The following is a 16146-nucleotide window of genomic DNA, read 5'->3' as shown; positions in this document are numbered from 1 at the left end:
CGGGCCTCGGCGGCGCGCGCCTCGGCGGCGCGGGCCTCGGCCTCGTAGTCGGGGACCGCCGGGGCCGCCGGAGGGGTCAGCTCGCCGCGGACGGCGGTGGCCTCGTCCTTGCTGCGGACGTCGTCGTCCTTCATGCCCTTCATCTCGCCCTTGAAGATGCGCATGGAGCGCCCCAGGGAACGGGAGGCGTCGGGCAGCTTCTTGTAGCCGAACAGCAGCAGCACGGCCAGGATGATCAGGCCGATCTCGAGCGGTCCGAGGTTCATCGTCTTCTCCGTGGTCGGTGGGTCCGGCGCGACTGCGAGGTTACGCGTCGGGCGTGCGCTGCCGGGCGACCGCCGCGGTCGCGAGCGACTGCTGCAGCTGGGCGGCGACCGGGGCGACGTCGCGCTGCAGGGCCGCCATCTCCCGGGTCAGCCGGCCCAACGCGCCCAGCAGGCCGTACGCCAGGACACCCAGGACGACCAGGGCGAGCACGACGACGACCAGCAGCACGATCAGCACGGTCCCGACCCTAGCCGGGGCCACCGACGTACCAGCTGTGCCGGGCCTGGGAACCCCCTGTACTGGGTGGGTTCAGTCGCTGTAGCGGGCGAGCGCGGCCCGGGCGGCGGCGCGGACCTCGTCGGCCAGCTCGGGTGGGTCCTCGACCCGGGCCGCGCCACCGAGGGAGGCCACCAGCCGGCGGGCCCAGCCGGGGTCGCCGGTGCGCACCGCGACCGACAGCCCCCCGGGCGGGTCGTCGACGGCGACGACGTCCTCCACCGGGAAGTAGTCGGCCACCCAGCGGGCGCTGCGGTCCAGCCGCAGCCGGACCAGCGGCTGGTCCTCGGCGGGCTGGTAGAGGCCGTCGTCCAGGTCGCGGGGCCGGGCCTGCTCGGGCGGCGCCGAGGGCTCGTCGAGCACCGTCAGGTCGTCGATGCGGTCCAGCCGGAACAACCGGGTGCCCTCGACCCGGCGGCACCACGCCTCCAGGTACCAGTGGCCCTCGACCAGCAGCAGCCGCATCGGGTCGACGGTCCGCTCGGTGCGCTCGTCGCGGCTGGGCACGTAGTAGTGCAGGTGCACCGCCCGGCCGGCCTCCAGCGCCTGCCGCACGACGGCGAGGGTCTGCTCGCGGGCGTCGATGCTGACGGTGACCGCACCCGCGAGGTCGGCCGGCTCCCCCGCGGCGGCGGACACCTTGAGCAGCGCCCGGCTGACCGCGTCGGTCTCGGCCAGGCCGGGCAGTTCCAGCAGGGCGCGCAGCGCGACCACCAGGGCGACGGCCTCGTCGGTGGCCAACCGCAGCGGCCGGACCAGGCCGGCGGTGTCGGTGACCCGCACCCGGTCGCCCTCGAAGGACAGGTCGACGAGGTCGCCGGGGCCGTGACCGGGCAGCCCGCACACCCACAGCAGCTCCAGGTCGCGGCGCAGCTGGGCCTCCCCGACCCCGAAGTCGCGGGCGGCGTCGGCCATGAGGACCCCGTCCGGCCGCGCCTCCAGGTAGGGCACCAGCGCCAGCAGCCGGGTCATCCGGTCGGTGGTGGGTGCGCTCACGACGCCGCCAGCCGGGTCAGCCGCTCGACGACGGCGGCGCGCAGCTCGGGCGGGGACTCCACCAGCACGTCCGGGCCGTGCGCGGCGACCTCGTCGGCCAGCGCCCACGGCTCGGTGGTGCGCAGCTCCAGCCGGTCGTCGCCCGCGTCGTCCGGGCCGAGGTCGGTGGCCCGCCGCCGCAGCCCGACCGCGGTGCCCGGCCGGGCGGTCAGGACGACGACGTGCTCGGGCCGGCCGACCTGTCGGGCCACGACGGCGGCCAGGTCGACGTCGTCGGGCGGGGTGAAGGCGTCGGGCGGGCCGCCGGCCCGGGGGGTCCCGCTGATCCGGGAGAGCCGGAACACGCGGGGGGCGTCGCGGTCGAGGTCGTGGCCGACCAGGTACCAGCGGCCGTGCCAGGACACCACGCCCCACGGCTGCACGCGGCGCCGGGCACCGGTGTCCTCGTCGGGGCGGGCGTAGGTGAAGGTGAGCAGCCGCCGGTCGCGGGCGGCGGTGTAGCAGGCGTCGAAGGCGGGCTCGCCGCCGTCCAGTCGGGGCTGCAGGGGCAGCGTGCCGGCGCCGTCGACGTCCACCCCGGCCGCGCGCAGCTTCACCAGCGCGCCCTGGGCGGCGCCGCCGAGCTGCGCGGACTGCCACAACCGCAGCGCCAGGCCCACGGCGGCGGCCTCGTCGCCGGTGAGGGTGATCTCGGGGAGCTCGTACTCCGACCGGGCGATCCGGTAGCCGTCCTCGGTGTCGAAGACGCTGGTCCGGCCGGTCTCCAGGGGGACCCCGAGCTCGCGCAGGTCGGCCTTGTCGCGCTCGAACATCCGCTTGAAGGCCTCGTCGGCGCGGTCGGTGCCGTCGGCGGGCTCGTAGCCGGGCACGATGCTGCGGATCCGCTCCGCGGTCACGTACTGGCGGGTGCCGAGGAGGGCGAAGACCAGGTTGACCAGTCTCTCCGCACGCTTGGCCGACACGGGGCCCAGGCTAGTGCGTGACCTAGGTTGGGCCCGGTGAGCAGTCCCCAGGTGCCCGTGTCCCGGATCCGCTGGCGGCGCGGGACGGTGACCGCCCTGGGCCGCAGCTGGCGGGACTCGCTGGAGCTGCAGGTCGAGGTGCCCGGGGACGGCGAGCTGAGGGCCCTCGCGCACCCCTCGGTGGTCGGCACGCCACAGGTGGGTGACGCCGTCCTGCTGAACACCACGGCGTGGGCACAGCGGCTGGGCACCGGCGGCTACGCGCTGGTGGTCGCCGTCCCCGACCGGCTGCCGCCGGACCCGGCCGGGCCGGGGCACCTGGTGAAGGGCCGCTACACCGGGCTGCAGGTGACGGTGCAGGGCGTGGACGAGCAGGAGACCCCCCACCACGCCGTCATCGCCGAGGCCGAGGACGTCGGCGGCATGCCGGTGGTGGTGGCCGACCTGCACTCGGCGCTGCCGGCGGTGCTGGCCGGCGTGCGCGCCACCGACGCCGCGATGAAGGTGGCCTACGTGATGACCGACGGCGGGGCGCTGCCGGCGGCGTTCTCGCGGACGCTGGACGGGCTGGCCGGCTCGCTGGCCGGCGTCGTCACGGTCGGGCAGGCCTTCGGCGGGGACCTGGAGGCGGTCACCGTGCACACCGGTCTGCTGGCCGCCCGGCACGTGCTGCGGGCCGACGTCGCGGTGGTCGCGCAGGGCCCGGGCAACCTGGGCACCGGGACGCCGTGGGGGTTCTCCGGCGTCGCCGCCGGCGAGGCGTGCAACGCCGCGCACGTGCTGGGCGGGCGGACCGTCGGTGCACTGCGGATATCCGACGCCGACCCGCGGCCGCGGCACCGCGGGGTGTCCCACCACTCGCTGACCGCCTTCGGCCGGGTCGCGCTGGGCGGGGTGGCCCTGCCGGTGCCGGCGTCGGGCCTGTCCGACGAGCTGGAGGTGCAGGTCGCCGAGGACCTGGCCGGCCAGCCTGACCGCAACCCTGTGGTGGAGGTCGAGGTCGAGGGTCTGGACGACGCGCTGCGCGCCCTGCCGGTGGGCCTGTCGACCATGGGCCGTGGGCTGGACGCCGACCACGCCTACTTCCTGGCCGCGGCCTGCGCCGGCCGGTACGCGGCGTCGCTGGTCACATCGAGCTGATCAGCTTCTCCACCCGCTCGTCGACGGACTTGAACGGGTCCTTGCACAGCACGGTGCGCTGCGCCTGGTCGTTGAGCTTGAGGTGCACCCAGTCGACGGTGAAGTCGCGGCGCTTGTCCTGGGCCTTGCGGATGAACTCCCCGCGCAGCTTGGCCCGGGTGGTCTGCGGGGGCACGTTCTTGGCCTCGAAGACCCGCGGGTCGTGGGTGACCCGGTCGACCTGGCCGGCCCGCTCCAGCAGGTAGTACAGGCCCCGGCCGCGACGGATGTCGTGGTAGGCCAGGTCGAGCTGGGCGACGCGGGCCGAGGACATCGAGAGGTCGTGCTTGGCGCGGTACCGCTCGATGATCGACTGCTTGATGGCCCAGTCGACCTCGCGGTCGACGAGCGAGTGGTCGCCGGTGTCGACGGCCTTGAGGGTGCGGCCCCACAGCTCGAGCATCTGGCGGTGCACCGGGCCCAGGCCCTCGCGGTCGACGTACTCGGCGGCGCGGTCGTGGTACTCGGTCTGGATCTCCAGAGCGGACATCTCGCGGCCGTTGGACAGCCGCACCTTGCGCCGGCCGGTGAGGTCGTGGCTGATCTCGCGGATGGCCCGGATGGGGTTCTCCAGCGTCATGTCCCGCACCGGGACGCCGTCCTCGATCATCCGCAGCACCAGGTCGGTGGCGGCCACCTTGAGCAGGGTGGTGGTCTCGCTCATGTTCGAGTCGCCGACGATGACGTGCAGCCGGCGGTAGCGCTCGGCGTCGGCGTGCGGCTCGTCGCGGGTGTTGATGATCGGCCGGGAGCGGGTGGTCGCCGAGGAGACGCCCTCCCAGATGTGCTCGGCGCGCTGGCTGACGCAGTAGACCGCGCCGCGGGGGGTCTGCAGGACCTTGCCGGCGCCGACCACGATCTGCCGGGTGACCAGGAACGGGATCAGGACGTCGGCCAGGCGGGAGAACTCGCCATGCCGCCCGACCAGGTAGTTCTCGTGGCATCCGTAGCTGTTGCCGGCGGAGTCGGTGTTGTTCTTGAACAGGTAGATGTCGCCGGTGACGCCCTCGTCGGCCAGCCGCTGCTCGGCGTCGACCAGCAGGCCCTCGAGGATCCGCTCCCCCGCCTTGTCGTGGACGACCAGCTCGGTGAGGTCGTCGCACTCGGCGGTGGCGTACTCGGGGTGGCTGCCGACGTCGAGGTAGAGCCGGGCGCCGTTGCGCAGGAACACGTTGGAGCTGCGGCCCCACGACACCACCCGCCGGAACAGGTAGCGGGCGACCTCGTCCGGGGAGAGCCGGCGCTGGCCCTCGAAGGTGCACGTGACGCCGTACTCGGTCTCGATGCCGAAGATCCTGCGGTCCACGGGACCGAGCCTAGGCCGGTGCGCCGGGTTCGGGGGCGGTCTCGCCGGGACCGTCGTCGTCCTGGGCGGCGGGTCCGGTACCGCCGGCGGTGTCCGGGGCGCCCGGGTTGCCGAGGCCGGGCGGGGTGCCCGGCGCCGGCGTGGTCGGGACCGACGTGCCCTCCGCCTCCGCCTCCTCGTCCGGGGCCGGGGCAGCGGACGCCGCGTCGCCGAGCAGGGTGCGCAGCGCGGCGCCGGTGATCCGCCGGAACGTCCGCTTGGGCCGTGCCCGGTCCAGGACGGCGACCTCCAGCTGCTCGGCCGGCAGCGTGCTGTGCTCCCCGCCGTTGGCCTGGGTGGAGGCGCTGGCCGCCGACAGCGCGGCGACGCCCACCCCGAGGGCGTCGCGCAGGGCCAGGCCGGTGCGGAAGTGCTCGCGCAGGTGGGCGCTGACCGCCTCGGCCTGCCCGCCCATGACGACGAAGTCGGGCTCGTCGACGACGGAGCCGTCGAAGGTGAGCCGGTAGAGCTGGTCGGCCTCGGGGGTGGTGCCGACCTCGGCGACGCACAGCTCGACCTCGAAGGGCTTCATCTGCTCGGTGAAGATCGACCCCAGGGTCTGGGCGTAGGCGTTGGCGACCACGCGGCCGGTGACGTCGCGGCGGTTGTAGGAGTACCCGCGGACGTCGGCCAGCCGGACGCCGGCCACCCGCAGGCTCTCGAACTCCGAGTACCGGCCGACGGCGGCGAACCCGATGCGGTCGTAGATCTCGCCGACCTTGTGCAGCGTCGAGCTGGGGTTCTCGGCGATGAGCAGCACCCCGCCCTCGTAGGTCAGGACGACGACGGAACGGCCGCGGGAGATGCCCTTGCGGGCGTACTCCGAGCGGTCGCGCATGACCTGCTCGGCGGAGGCGTAGTAGGGCATGGTCATGGCTCAGCCCTCCCGGCTGTCGGCGGCGGCGGAGCGGTCGGCGGTGATGGCCGCGGCGACCTCGGCCACCTCGGCGTCGGGCAGCCGGACCGCGCCCTCGGCGTCCACCCGGTAGACGATCGGGTACAGCCGCCGCACCGAGTCGGGTCCGCCGGTGGCGGAGTCGTCGTCGGCGGCGTCGTAGAGCGCCTCGACCAGGCTGCGGGTGGCCGTGTCGGCGGACAGGCCCGGACGCCAGGTCTTCTTGAGGGAGTTGCGGGCGAACAGCGAGCCGGAGCCGACGCTGGCGTAGCCCCGCTCCTCGTAGTTGCCGCCGGTGACGTCGTAGCTGAAGATCCGGCCGGCCCGCGCACCCTCGGCGGCGTCGAGGTCGTAGCCGGCGAACAGCGGGACGACGGCCAGGCCCTGCAGGGCGGCGCCGAGGTTGCCGCGGATCATCGCCGCGAGCCGGTTGGCCTTCCCGTCGAGGGAGAGGGTCATCCCCTCGATCTTCTCGTAGTGCTCGAGCTCGACCTGGTAGAGCCGGACCATCTCGATCGCGATGCCCGCCGCACCGGCGATGCCGATCACCGACCAGGAGTCGGCGGCGTAGACCTTCTCGATGTCCCGGCTGGAGATCAGGTTCCCCATCGTGGCCCGGCGGTCACCGCCCATGAGGACGCCGCCGTCGAACGTGGCCGCGACGATCGTGGTGCCGTGCGGCGCCAGGTCGGCCGCGGACACCGACGGCACCGGACGGCGGCCGGGGAGCAGCTCGGGGGCGGTCGTGCCGAGGAAGTCGGTGAAGGAGGACCCCACCCGGTCCAGGTAGGCGGGGGTGAACCCGCTCCGTCCGGCGATCTGCTCGCTCACCCGTGCGCCTCCTCCGCCGGCCCGTTCGTGGTGGGCCGATGTGGTGCCGCCGACCCGTGGGCGGGCCGGTCGGTGCTGCGCCGACCGGGCCGGGCGCCCCGTCGGTCTCGTCGATCCGACCCTAGTGGTGGGGTCGTGGTGCAGCCCGTCGCCGGGGGCGTCGCTCCCCCGGCGTGCTCCTCCAGGTAGGCGACCGCCGCCCGCAGCACGGCCGGGTCGTCGCGGAACTGCCCGAGCCCGCCGTTGCAGTTGAAGCAGAGGAGGGCACGGACTGCACCGGTGGCGTGGTCGTGGTCGACGTGGGCGGCTCGCGCCGCCTTGCAGATCGCGCACAGCCCGCCCTGCGCCTGCAGCATCGCATCGGCGTCGACCGCCGTGATCCCGTACCGCCTCTTCAGGTGGTAGGTGCGGGCGCCCCCGACCTTCTCCTTGCCCGCACGACCTCGCGCGTTGTGGCACGGCCTGCAGTACGTGGCCCGGTCGTCCTTGCTGCGGGCATTGCGCCCGAACTCCGTCCACGGCCGGACCTCACCGCAGTCCGGGCACCACTTGTGGCCGTCGGGCACGTCGCGGTCGCGCCGGTGCCGGCTCCGCGGCTGTCCGTTCCGGGCGTCCCTGCTGCTGGTGTGCCGGCGGCGGGCATGCAGCGAGCAGTAGAAGGCGAGACCGTCCTGTGAGTTCCTGTTCCTGGTGAACTCCGAGACCGGCCTCGGCTCACCGCAATCGCGGCAGAACTTCGTCTCCATGAGCGGACCAGGAGGCGGAAATGATCTTGATCACTGGCCCCCTTTCTGAACGAAGCCTTTCACGAACTCCTCGGCGTTGGACTCGAGCACCGCGTCGATCTCGTCGAGGATGTCGTCGGTCTCCTCGCCCATCTTCTCGCGGCGCTCGGTGCCCTCGGCGTCGACGGAGGCCTCGACCTCCTCGGTCTCCTCGCGCGACCGCGTGGCCTTCTGCTGCCCGCCGGTGTCCCTGGTGGCCATCTGATCCTCCGCACTCGAGTGGGTGTGGTGCCCTGCTGCGCAAGCTACCCGCGGGGTACGACAACCGGGTGTCAGGCCTCCCAGCCGCCGAGGTGGCCGTGCAGCCCGTCGGCGAGGGCGTGCAGGCCGGCGATGCGCGCGTCGAAGGCCGGGGACATGGGCGGCTCGGTGACCCGCACGGTCACCTGCCAGGCCACCTCGTCGACCCAGCGACCCTCCTCGGCCGGCACCGGGCCGACGACCTCGTCACCGGCCCGGCGGGCGGCGCCGGCGGCGAACGCGTCGGCCTGCTCGCGGGTGGCGAAGCCGACGAGGTGGCGGGTCTCCCCCGACACCCCCGATGCGGTGCCGCCGCTGCGCAGCCGGCCGGCGAGGTCGTCCAGGGCGAGCAGCACGTCGGCCGGTGTGGCGCCGTCGGTGAGCAGGCCCGCCGTGACCAGGTGGCGGCCCAGGGAGGACGTCAGCTGAGGTGGCAGGTCACCGGAGAGCAGGTGCACCTGCAGCGCCGAGAGGACCCGCACCACGGCGGCGATGTCCGTGGGCCGGACCGACCGCGCCGCCGGACGCCGCGGACGCCGGGCCGGAGCCGGGTCGGGCGCGGACGGTCCTGCGGCGGGGGGTTCGGCGGCGGGGGCCACGGTCAGGCCCCGGTGATGGTGTCGACCAGCTCCTGGGCGCTGCCCACCCGGCCGAACAGCGCGCCGACGTGGTCGCGGGTGCCCCGCAGCGGCTCCATCGTCGGGATCCGCACCAGCGTCTCCCGGCCCAGGTCGAACACCACCGAGTCCCAGGACGCCGCGGCCACCTGCGCCGGGTAGCGCCGCAGGCACTCGCCGCGGAAGTAGGCCCGGGTGTCCTCCGGGGGCGCGCCGATGGCCGCGGTGACCTCGTCCTCGGTGACCAGCCGCTGCATGGCCCCGCGGGCCACGAGTCGCTGGTAGAGCCCCTTGTCCGGCCGGATGTCGGAGTACTGCAGGTCGACCAGGGCCAGCCGGGCGTCGCCCCAGCTCAGCCCGTCGCGCTGGCGGTAGCCCTGCAGCAGCCGGAGCTTGGCCGGCCAGTCCAGCCGGTCGGCGCAGCGCATCGGGTCGACCGCCAGGTCCTCGAGCACCTCGCCCCACCGGACCAGCACGTCGAGGGTCTGCGGGTCGGTGTCGCCGGTCCGCTCGACGAACGTGCGGGCCCGGGCCAGGAACTCCTGCTGGATCTCCAGCGCGGTCAGCCGGCGGCCGTCCCGGAGCCGCACGGCGTGGGTGAGCGTGGGGTCGTGGCTGACGGCCTGCAGCTCGGCCACCGGTTCCTCGATCGACAGGTCCGGGCCGAGCGCCCGCGCCTCGATCATCGCCAGCACCAGCGCCGTCGTCCCCACCTTCAGGTAGGTGGACAGCTCGGCGAGGTTCGCGTCGCCGATGATCACGTGCAGTCGGCGGTACTCGTCGGGGTTGGCGTGCGGCTCGTCGCGGGTGTTGATGATGGGCCGCTTCAGCGTCGTCTCCAGGCCCACCTCGACCTCGAAGAAGTCCGCCCGCTGGGAGATCTGGAAGCCCTGGGTACGGCCGTCGGTGCCGATGCCCACCCGGCCGGCCCCGGCGAAGACCTGCCTCGTGACGAAGAAGGGGACCAGGCCCTTGATGATGTCCAGGAACGGGGTCCGCCGGTCCATCAGGTAGTTCTCGTGCGCCCCGTAGGACTGGCCCTTGCCGTCGGTGTTGTTCTTGTAGAGCTGGATCGGCGCGGTGCCGGGGACCCGGGCCGCCCGTACAGACGCCTCGGCCATCACCCGCTCCCCCGCCTTGTCCCACAGCACGACGTCCCGGGGGCTGGTGACCTCGGGCGTGGAGTACTCCGGGTGGGCGTGGTCGACGTAGAGCCGGGCGCCGTTGGTGAGCACGACGTTGGCCATCCCCGGGTCCTCGTCGGGGTCGTCGTGGTCCAGCGCCCGGGCCGGGGACAGGTCGAACCCGCGGGCGTCGCGCAGCGGGTTCTCCTCCTCGAAGTCCCACCGGGGCCGACGCCGCGGTGCCGCCTCGGCCGGTGCCCAGGCGTTCACCACCTGGCTGGACAGCGTCGTCGGGTTGGCCCCGGGCTGACCGGGCACCGAGATGCCGTACTCGACCTCGGTGCCCATGACCCGCCGCACGCTCATGCCGCCACCCTAGGAGGCGCGCCGGGACCCCGCCGCACCCCGCGACGAGGCCGACCGGGCCGGGCCGTCAACGGTCGGCGAACGACCCCGTGGTGGTCCCGCCGCCCGCGGGGACGAGCACGCAGGTCGGGAACGGGAAGGACGCCCAGTCGTCGGGGTCGTCGGTGGTGATGTCGAGCGCGACCTCGGCCGGCAGCGGCCCGTCGAGGTGGTCGACGGCGTCGGGCCGGCACTGCTCGGCGATCGCCGCCCGCGCGGCCTGGTCGGCCGGGAACGGGGTGCCCTCGGGGACGTCGGGGTAGCCGCTGACCCGCTCGGCCCAGTGCGGCTGCGAGCACGCGACGACGTCGTTGTCGGCCGGGTCGCCGTCCAGGCAGGCGCGGTAGGCCGCGGTAGTGCCGGACTCCATCACCCCGGCCATCCGGCCCGGCGCGGTCTCGGGCTGGCCGTAGCCGTAGGTGACGTCGCAGGCCACCCACCGCGCCCCGCGCGCCCACTGCTCCTCGGTGGGGAGCACCTGCGCGTAGTCGGCGTAGAGCAGGTCCCCGGGCCGGGCCCGCAGGTAGTCCTCGACGGTGTCGTAGCTGCAGACCTCGTCGAAGGCGTCGCCCAGGTAGCCCTCGTCGAGGTCGTCCTGCGTCGGGTACTCAGCATCGACGGGCAGCCCGGTGTCGGCCACCACGGCCGTCTCGGCCGTGTGCCCGTCGCCGCAGTCGACGACGTCGGGCACCTGCAGCGGCTCGTAGAGGGACTCCACGTCGTGGCAGGTCCCGATCGCGGGCGCGTCGACCATCGGGTCGTCCCCCGGCGTCGGCGAGGCCACCGGCGCCGGGCTGGCCGAGCCCTCGACGGTCGACGTGCACCCGGCCAGCAGGAGGGCAGCACCGACCGCCAGCACCGCCCCCCGCACGGTCTAGAGGTACTGGCCGGTGTTGGTGGCGGTGTCGATCGCGCGGCCGGACTCGTTGCCCTTGCCGCTGATCAACGTGCGGATGTAGACGATCCGCTCGCCCTTCTTGCCCGAGATGCGCGCCCAGTCGTCGGGGTTGGTCGTGTTCGGGAGGTCCTCGTTCTCCTTGAACTCGTCCACGCACGCCGCCATCAGGTGGCCCACCCGCAGCCCGTCGACGCCGGTCTCCAGCCGGTCCTTGATCGCCATCTTCTTGGCCCGGTCCACGATGTTCTGCAGCATGGCGCCGGAGTTGAAGTCCTTGAAGTAGAGGACCTCCTTGTCGCCGTTGGCGTAGGTCACCTCGAGGAAACGGTTCTCCTCGCTCTCGGTGTACATGCGCTCGACGGTCGACTGGATCATCCCGGCGATGGTCGCCTCGCGGCTGCCGCCGTGCTCGGCCAGGTCGTCGGTGTGGATGGGCAGCGTCGTCGTCAGGTACTTGGTGAAGATGTCGCGGGCCGCCTCGGCGTCCGGACGCTCGATCTTGATCTTCACGTCGAGACGACCGGGCCGCAGGATCGCCGGGTCGATCATGTCCTCGCGGTTGGAGGCGCCGATGACGATGACGTTCTCCAGGCCCTCGACGCCGTCGATCTCGCTGAGCAGCTGCGGCACGATCGTGGACTCCACGTCGGAGCTCACCCCCGTGCCGCGGGTGCGGAAGATCGAGTCCATCTCGTCGAAGAACACGATGACCGGCGCACCCTCGCTGGCCTTCTCCCGGGCGCGCTGGAAGACCAGGCGGATGTGCCGCTCGGTCTCCCCGACGTACTTGTTCAGCAGCTCCGGGCCCTTGATGTTGAGGAAGTAGGACCGCGCACGGGTCGCCTCCTCGGCGCCGTGGGCGACGGCGATCTGCTTGGCCAGCGAGTTTGCCACGGCCTTCGCGATCAGCGTCTTGCCGCACCCGGGCGGGCCGTAGAGCAGGATGCCCTTCGGCGGGCGCAGCTCGTAGGTCTTGAACAGGTCCTTGTGCAGGAACGGCATCTCGACGGCGTCGCGGATCTGCTCGATCTGCCGGGACAGGCCACCGATGTCGCCGTAGTCGATGTCGGGGACCTCCTCGAGGATCAGCTCCTCGACCTCGCTCTTGGGGATCCGCTCGTAGACGAAGCCCGACCGCGACTCCAGCAGCAGCGAGTCACCGGCCCGCAGCTTCTGCCCGGCGAGGGAGTCCGCGACCTGGACCACGCGCTCCTCGTCGGTGTGCCCGACCACCAGCGCTCGGGGCGCCTGGCCCTCGATCGGCTCGAGCAGCTCCTTGAGCATGACGACGTCGCCCGAGCGCTCGAAGCCGCGCGCCTCGACGACGTTCATGGCCTCGTTGAGCATCAGCTCCTGGCCGTACTGCAGGCCCTCGACGTCGACCGCCGGGGAGACCGACACCCGCAGCTTGCGCCCGCCGGTGAACACGTCGACGGTGCCGTCCTCGAACCGGCCGAGGAACACGCCGTAGCCCGAGGGCGGCTGGCCCAGGCGCTCGATCTCCTCCTTGAGCTGCACCAGCTGGTCGCGGGCGCCCCGCAGGGTCTCGCTCAGCTTGTCGTTGCGCTCGGCCAGGAAGGCCGCGCGGCCCTCGGCCTCCGCGACCCGCTCCTCGAGCGCGCGCACCTGGCGCGGGCTGTCGGACACCTTGCGGCGCAGGAGGCCGATCTCCTCCTCGAGGTAGCTGATCTGGCTCACCAGCGAGGCGACGTCACGATCACGCCGCGCCCGGAACTCATCAGGCCCGAGAGAACCCATCACGCACCTCCGCACACGTCAGGGGCTGCCGAGCCGTCACTGTATCCACGCCGTGCGGCAGAACGCCCGCACCGGAGGGCCCGCCCGTGACGAGCGCGCAACGGCTCGTCCCAGGCGTCTCAGAAGCGGCGTACCTTGCGCGCGCGCAGCGGGGCCACCGCACCCTCGGCCAGCCGCCGGCAGGTGACCAGGAACGCCGTGTGCGCCACCATGCGGTGCTCCGGCCGCACCGCCAGGCCCTCGGCGTGCCAGGGCCGGTTCATCGACTCCCAGGCGTAGGGCTCGGTCCAGCAGGCCTGGGCGCGCAGCGCCTCGACGTAGCTGGACAGCTGGGTCGTGGTGGCCACGTAGCCGACCAGCACCCCACCCGGGCGCAGGGCCGCGGCCACCGTGGGCAGCACCGCCCAGGGCTCGAGCATGTCCAGCACCACCCGGTCGACGGTCTCGGTCGCCGGGTGCTGGTCCAGGTCGCCCAGCCGCAGCGACCAGTTCGCCGGCACCTCCTTCAGGAACGTCTCGACGTTGCCGCGCGCGACGTCGAGGAAGTCCTCGCGGCGCTCGTAGCTGGTCAGGTGGCCCGTGGAGCCGACGGCGCGCAGCAGGGAGCAGGACAGCGCCCCCGAGCCCGCCCCGGCCTCCAGCACCCGCATGCCGGGCCCGATGTCGCCGAAGCCGACGATCTGGGCGGCGTCCTTCGGGTAGATGACCTGCGCGCCGCGCGGCATGGACAGCACGAAGTCGGCCAGCAGCGGCCGGAACGCCAGGTACCCGGTGTTGTTGGTGGAGTGCACCACCGAGCCCTCGGGCGCGCCGATCAGGTGGTCGTGCTCGATGGCGCCCTTGTGGGTGTGGAACTGCTTGCCGGGGGTGAGGACGACGGTGTGCATGTTGCCCTTGGGGTCGGTCAGCTGCACCCGGTCGCCGACCTCGAAGGCCCCGTCGACGGGCTCCCGGACGGGTGCGGCGGGGACGGCGGGCAGGTCGGGCTGGGGTTCCACGTCCGACGAGACTACGGAGCGCGGTTCTGTCGGTACCCCCGCCTACCGTGGCCGCCATGACGACGACGGAGCTGGCGACGGACGTCACCGACCCCGCAGCCGACGGCATGGTCCTGGCGGCCGACCAGCGGACGACGGCGGCGGACACCACCCCGCGCCGGCCGTCCCTGTCCCCGTCCCGCGCGGCCGACTTCAAGACCTGCCCCCTGCTCTACCGGTTCCGCACCATCGACCGGCTGCCCGAGCGGAAGTCCCGCGCTGCCGTCCGCGGCACCCTCGTGCACGCGGTGCTCGAGCGCCTCTACGACCTGCCGGCCGGTGAGCGCACCGTCGCCGCGGCCCAGCAGCTGGTGCAGCCGGCCTGGGCGGAGCTGCGCGCGGAGCCCGGGGTGGCCGAGCTGTTCGAGCCCGCCGAGGGCGAGCCGGCGGCCGAGAGCCTGGAGAGCTGGCTGGCCTCGGCCGGCTCGCTGGTGGAGACCTACTTCCGGCTCGAGGACCCCACCCGCATCCAGCCCGAGGGGCGGGAGGAGCTGGTCGAGGTCACCCTGCCCGACGGGTTGCTGCTGCGCGGCTACGTCGACCGCCTGGACGTCGCCCGCAACGGCGCGCTGCGGGTCGTGGACTACAAGACCGGCGGCATGCCGCGCGAGGCGTTCGAGGCCAAGGCGCTGTTCCAGATGAAGTTCTACGCGCTGGTGCTGTGGCGCACCCGGGGCGTGGTCGCCGCCCAGCTCAAGCTGATCTACCTCAAGGATGGCGACGTCCTCACCTACGGCCCCGACGAGGCCGAGCTGCTGCGCTTCGAGCGCACCCTGCAGGCGATCTGGGCCGCGATCGGCAGGGCGGTGGAGACCGGTGACTTCCGGCCCAACCGCAGCCGGTTGTGCAGCTGGTGCGACCACCAGGCCGTCTGCCCGTCCTTCGGCGGCACTCCCCCGCCGTTCCCGGCGCAGGCGGCCGCCGCAGCCGGCTGGCGGACGGCCCTCCCGGTGGAGGTGGTCGGCTGAGGGCCGGGGTCCGGGTCAGACGACCGCGGGGTGCGGCAACCCGGCCAGGGTCGCCGGCGTGACGCCGACCAGGCTGTCGGCGACGGTCAGGCCCGGGGCGGCGGGGGGCTGCTCGCCCTGCGGCACGAGCAGCACGCGGCAGCCGGCAGCCAGCCCGGACCGGCTGCCGGCGTGGGAGTCCTCGACCACCGCGCAGTGCGCCGGCGCCAGGCCCAGGGCGGCCAGGGCCTGCAGGTAGGGCGCCGGGTCGGGCTTGAGCGCCGGCACCTCGTCGCCGCAGACGGTGACCTCGAACGGCTCGGCGCCGAGGTCGGCCCGCAGGTGACCCAGCACCAGGGAGACCAGCGGCCGGTAGGTGGTGGTGACCAGGGCCGTCCGCACGCCGGACTGCAGGCACTGGGTGAGCAGCTCCCGTGCGCCGGGGCGCCAGGTGACCGACTCCGCCATCAGCCCGGTCACCCGCTCGAGCACCCGGTCGGCGTCGCGCCGCTGCTGGTCGGGGCTGCGCTCCACCCCGACGTCGCGCCGCACGATCGCCATGGCGCCGCCCAGGTCGACCCCGGTCGTCGCGGCGAGCGCGGCGGTGGACACCGAGCCGCCCCAGCCGGCGGCGAGCTCGGCCAGCGCCTCGTCCCAGTACTGCTCGGTGGCCAGCAGGGTCCCGTCCATGTCGAACAGCACCGCCGCCAACGGGCGGCCCTCCTCCGCCGGGGACGTCAGCACCGGGCAAGTCTAGGGACCCCCCCGGGCTCAGGCCGGTTCGGTCCGGGCCAGCGTCGCGAACACGATGACGTTGTCGAGGTAGCTGCCGGCCGCGGAGTCGAAGTCCCCCCCGCAGGTGATCAACCGCAGTTGCGGGTCGGGGGTGTTGCCGTAGGCCTCGATGGTGGGGAAGTCGTCCTTGGGGTGCCGCTCGACACGGTCGACGGCGAAGACCGCGCGCGAGCCGTCGGTGCGGCCGACGACCACCTCGGCGCCCGGCTGCAGACGACCGAGGTCGAAGAAGACCCCCGGGCCGTACGCGGCCGAGTCGACGTGGCCGAGCAGCACCGCGGGGCCCACCTCCCCGGGCGCCGGGCCGCGGTCGTACCAGCCGGCCTGGTCGTCCGGTCCCAACGGTGGCACCTCGACCGCGCCGTCGTCGTCCAGCCCGAGTCGCAGCAGGTCGCTGCTGACACCGATGTCCTGGATGCTGACGGTGACCGGTTCGGCGACGGCGGCTGCCTCCGGGGTCGCGGTCGCCGGTGTCCCGGTCGCCGGGAGGGACGGCGGCGCGGGGGGCGTCGAGAAGGTCGGGTCCGGGCTGAGGGACGCGACGCCGGCGGTCGGTTGCGGGGGCGCCTGCTGGCCGGTCACCGCGATGCCGGCGGCGACCAGGGCGACGGCGGCGAGCGTCACGGCCAGGACCGTCCAGGTGCGTGCGGTCCAGGTGCTGACGTTCCACCGGCGTGCGGGGTGGGTGCTCACGGCTGTCCTTCCGGACGGGGGTGGCCGTGCCGCGCGGGACCACGGGGGCCCCGCGCGGCACGGGCGGGGCTCAGGCCTGCTCGGCCCCGCGCCGAC

Annotated in this window: 18 protein-coding genes; 2 read left to right on the top strand and 16 right to left on the bottom strand. The window is 73.8% G+C overall.

From position 1 onward, the window contains the following. The 4 genes from tatA to NH342_RS17145 all read right to left on the bottom strand — a co-directional run. On the bottom strand, positions 1-266 hold a 266-nt coding region (gene tatA / locus NH342_RS17160), incomplete at its 3' end, for a Sec-independent protein translocase subunit TatA (protein WP_253016551.1). 40 nt (positions 267-306) lie between these two features. After that, positions 307-504 carry a hypothetical protein gene (locus NH342_RS17155; RefSeq protein WP_253016549.1) on the bottom strand — a complete coding sequence of 66 codons (198 nt, stop codon included), beginning with the start codon at positions 502-504 and terminating at the stop codon, positions 307-309. A 72-nt stretch (positions 505-576) separates the two neighbouring features. Further along, positions 577-1539 (bottom strand): YafY family protein, encoded by a 963-nt coding sequence (locus NH342_RS17150; protein ID WP_253016547.1) that lies wholly within the window; start codon positions 1537-1539, stop codon positions 577-579. After that, entirely contained in the window at positions 1536-2501 is a 966-nt protein-coding gene (locus tag NH342_RS17145) for a YafY family protein (RefSeq protein WP_253016545.1), read from the bottom strand. Before NH342_RS17145 ends, NH342_RS17150 begins: the two co-directional genes overlap by 4 nt. Before the next feature lie 36 nt (positions 2502-2537). On the opposite strand from NH342_RS17145, the gene NH342_RS17140 reads away from it, so the two are divergent. Continuing rightward, on the top strand, positions 2538-3641 hold the full coding sequence (locus NH342_RS17140) for a DUF3866 family protein (protein ID WP_253016543.1): 1104 nt from the start codon (positions 2538-2540) through the stop codon (positions 3639-3641). Here the strand turns inward: NH342_RS17140 and pafA are convergent. From pafA to NH342_RS17090, 10 genes are all read right to left on the bottom strand, one after another. Beyond that, positions 3628-4986 carry a Pup--protein ligase gene (pafA, locus tag NH342_RS17135; protein WP_253016541.1) on the bottom strand — a complete coding sequence of 453 codons (1359 nt, stop codon included), beginning with the start codon at positions 4984-4986 and terminating at the stop codon, positions 3628-3630. The two genes, NH342_RS17140 and pafA, sit on opposite strands and share 14 nt — an antisense overlap. 10 nt (positions 4987-4996) lie before the next feature. Then, a complete protein-coding gene (gene prcA, locus NH342_RS17130) occupies positions 4997-5899 on the bottom strand; it encodes a proteasome subunit alpha (protein ID WP_253016539.1) in 903 nt (300 codons plus the stop codon). A 3-nt stretch (positions 5900-5902) separates the two neighbouring features. Next, on the bottom strand, positions 5903-6751 hold the full coding sequence (prcB, locus tag NH342_RS17125) for a proteasome subunit beta (protein WP_253016537.1): 849 nt from the start codon (positions 6749-6751) through the stop codon (positions 5903-5905). Then, positions 6748-7317 (bottom strand): endonuclease VII domain-containing protein, encoded by a 570-nt coding sequence (locus NH342_RS17120; RefSeq protein WP_253016535.1) that lies wholly within the window; start codon positions 7315-7317, stop codon positions 6748-6750. The genes prcB and NH342_RS17120 overlap by 4 nt, the downstream gene beginning before the upstream one ends. Before the next feature lie 210 nt (positions 7318-7527). Beyond that, the gene (locus tag NH342_RS17115) at positions 7528-7737 is read right to left on the bottom strand and encodes a ubiquitin-like protein Pup (RefSeq protein WP_253016533.1); all 210 of its coding nucleotides are present in this window, start codon (positions 7735-7737) and stop codon (positions 7528-7530) included. Positions 7738-7808: 71 nt separating this feature from the next. After that, on the bottom strand, positions 7809-8261 hold the full coding sequence (locus NH342_RS17110) for a hypothetical protein (protein ID WP_253016531.1): 453 nt from the start codon (positions 8259-8261) through the stop codon (positions 7809-7811). 116 nt (positions 8262-8377) lie between these two features. Then, on the bottom strand, positions 8378-9883 hold the full coding sequence (dop, locus tag NH342_RS17105; protein ID WP_256480616.1) for a depupylase/deamidase Dop: 1506 nt from the start codon (positions 9881-9883) through the stop codon (positions 8378-8380). Positions 9884-9950: 67 nt separating this feature from the next. Continuing rightward, positions 9951-10793 (bottom strand): septum formation family protein, encoded by an 843-nt coding sequence (locus NH342_RS17100; RefSeq protein ID WP_253016529.1) that lies wholly within the window; start codon positions 10791-10793, stop codon positions 9951-9953. Positions 10794-10796: 3 nt separating this feature from the next. Further along, positions 10797-12578: a proteasome ATPase gene (arc, locus tag NH342_RS17095; RefSeq protein WP_253016527.1), complete on the bottom strand. Its 1782-nt coding sequence runs from the start codon at positions 12576-12578 to the stop codon at positions 10797-10799. 119 nt (positions 12579-12697) lie between these two features. Further along, a complete protein-coding gene (locus tag NH342_RS17090; RefSeq protein WP_253016525.1) occupies positions 12698-13576 on the bottom strand; it encodes a tRNA (adenine-N1)-methyltransferase in 879 nt (292 codons plus the stop codon). A gap of 56 nt (positions 13577-13632) precedes the next feature. Here NH342_RS17090 and NH342_RS17085 point away from each other — a divergent pair, with 56 nt between their 5' ends. Then, positions 13633-14583 (top strand): RecB family exonuclease, encoded by a 951-nt coding sequence (locus NH342_RS17085; RefSeq protein WP_253016523.1) that lies wholly within the window; start codon positions 13633-13635, stop codon positions 14581-14583. 15 nt (positions 14584-14598) lie between these two features. On the opposite strand, the gene NH342_RS17080 is transcribed toward NH342_RS17085, so the two are convergent. Further along, complete coding sequence (locus NH342_RS17080; RefSeq protein WP_308200686.1) at positions 14599-15306, bottom strand: HAD family phosphatase; 708 nt, start codon at positions 15304-15306, stop codon at positions 14599-14601. A 27-nt stretch (positions 15307-15333) separates the two neighbouring features. Next, on the bottom strand, positions 15334-16050 hold the full coding sequence (locus NH342_RS17075; protein WP_253016521.1) for a class F sortase: 717 nt from the start codon (positions 16048-16050) through the stop codon (positions 15334-15336). Between the last annotated feature and the right edge of the window lie 96 nt (positions 16051-16146).

The sequence above is a fragment of the Klenkia sp. PcliD-1-E genome (genome assembly GCF_024124375.1).
Taxonomy (GTDB): Bacteria; Actinomycetota; Actinomycetes; order Mycobacteriales; family Geodermatophilaceae; genus Klenkia.
Note: the sequence above shows the minus strand (reverse complement) of the source record. Positions and strands in the feature narration are given on the sequence as shown.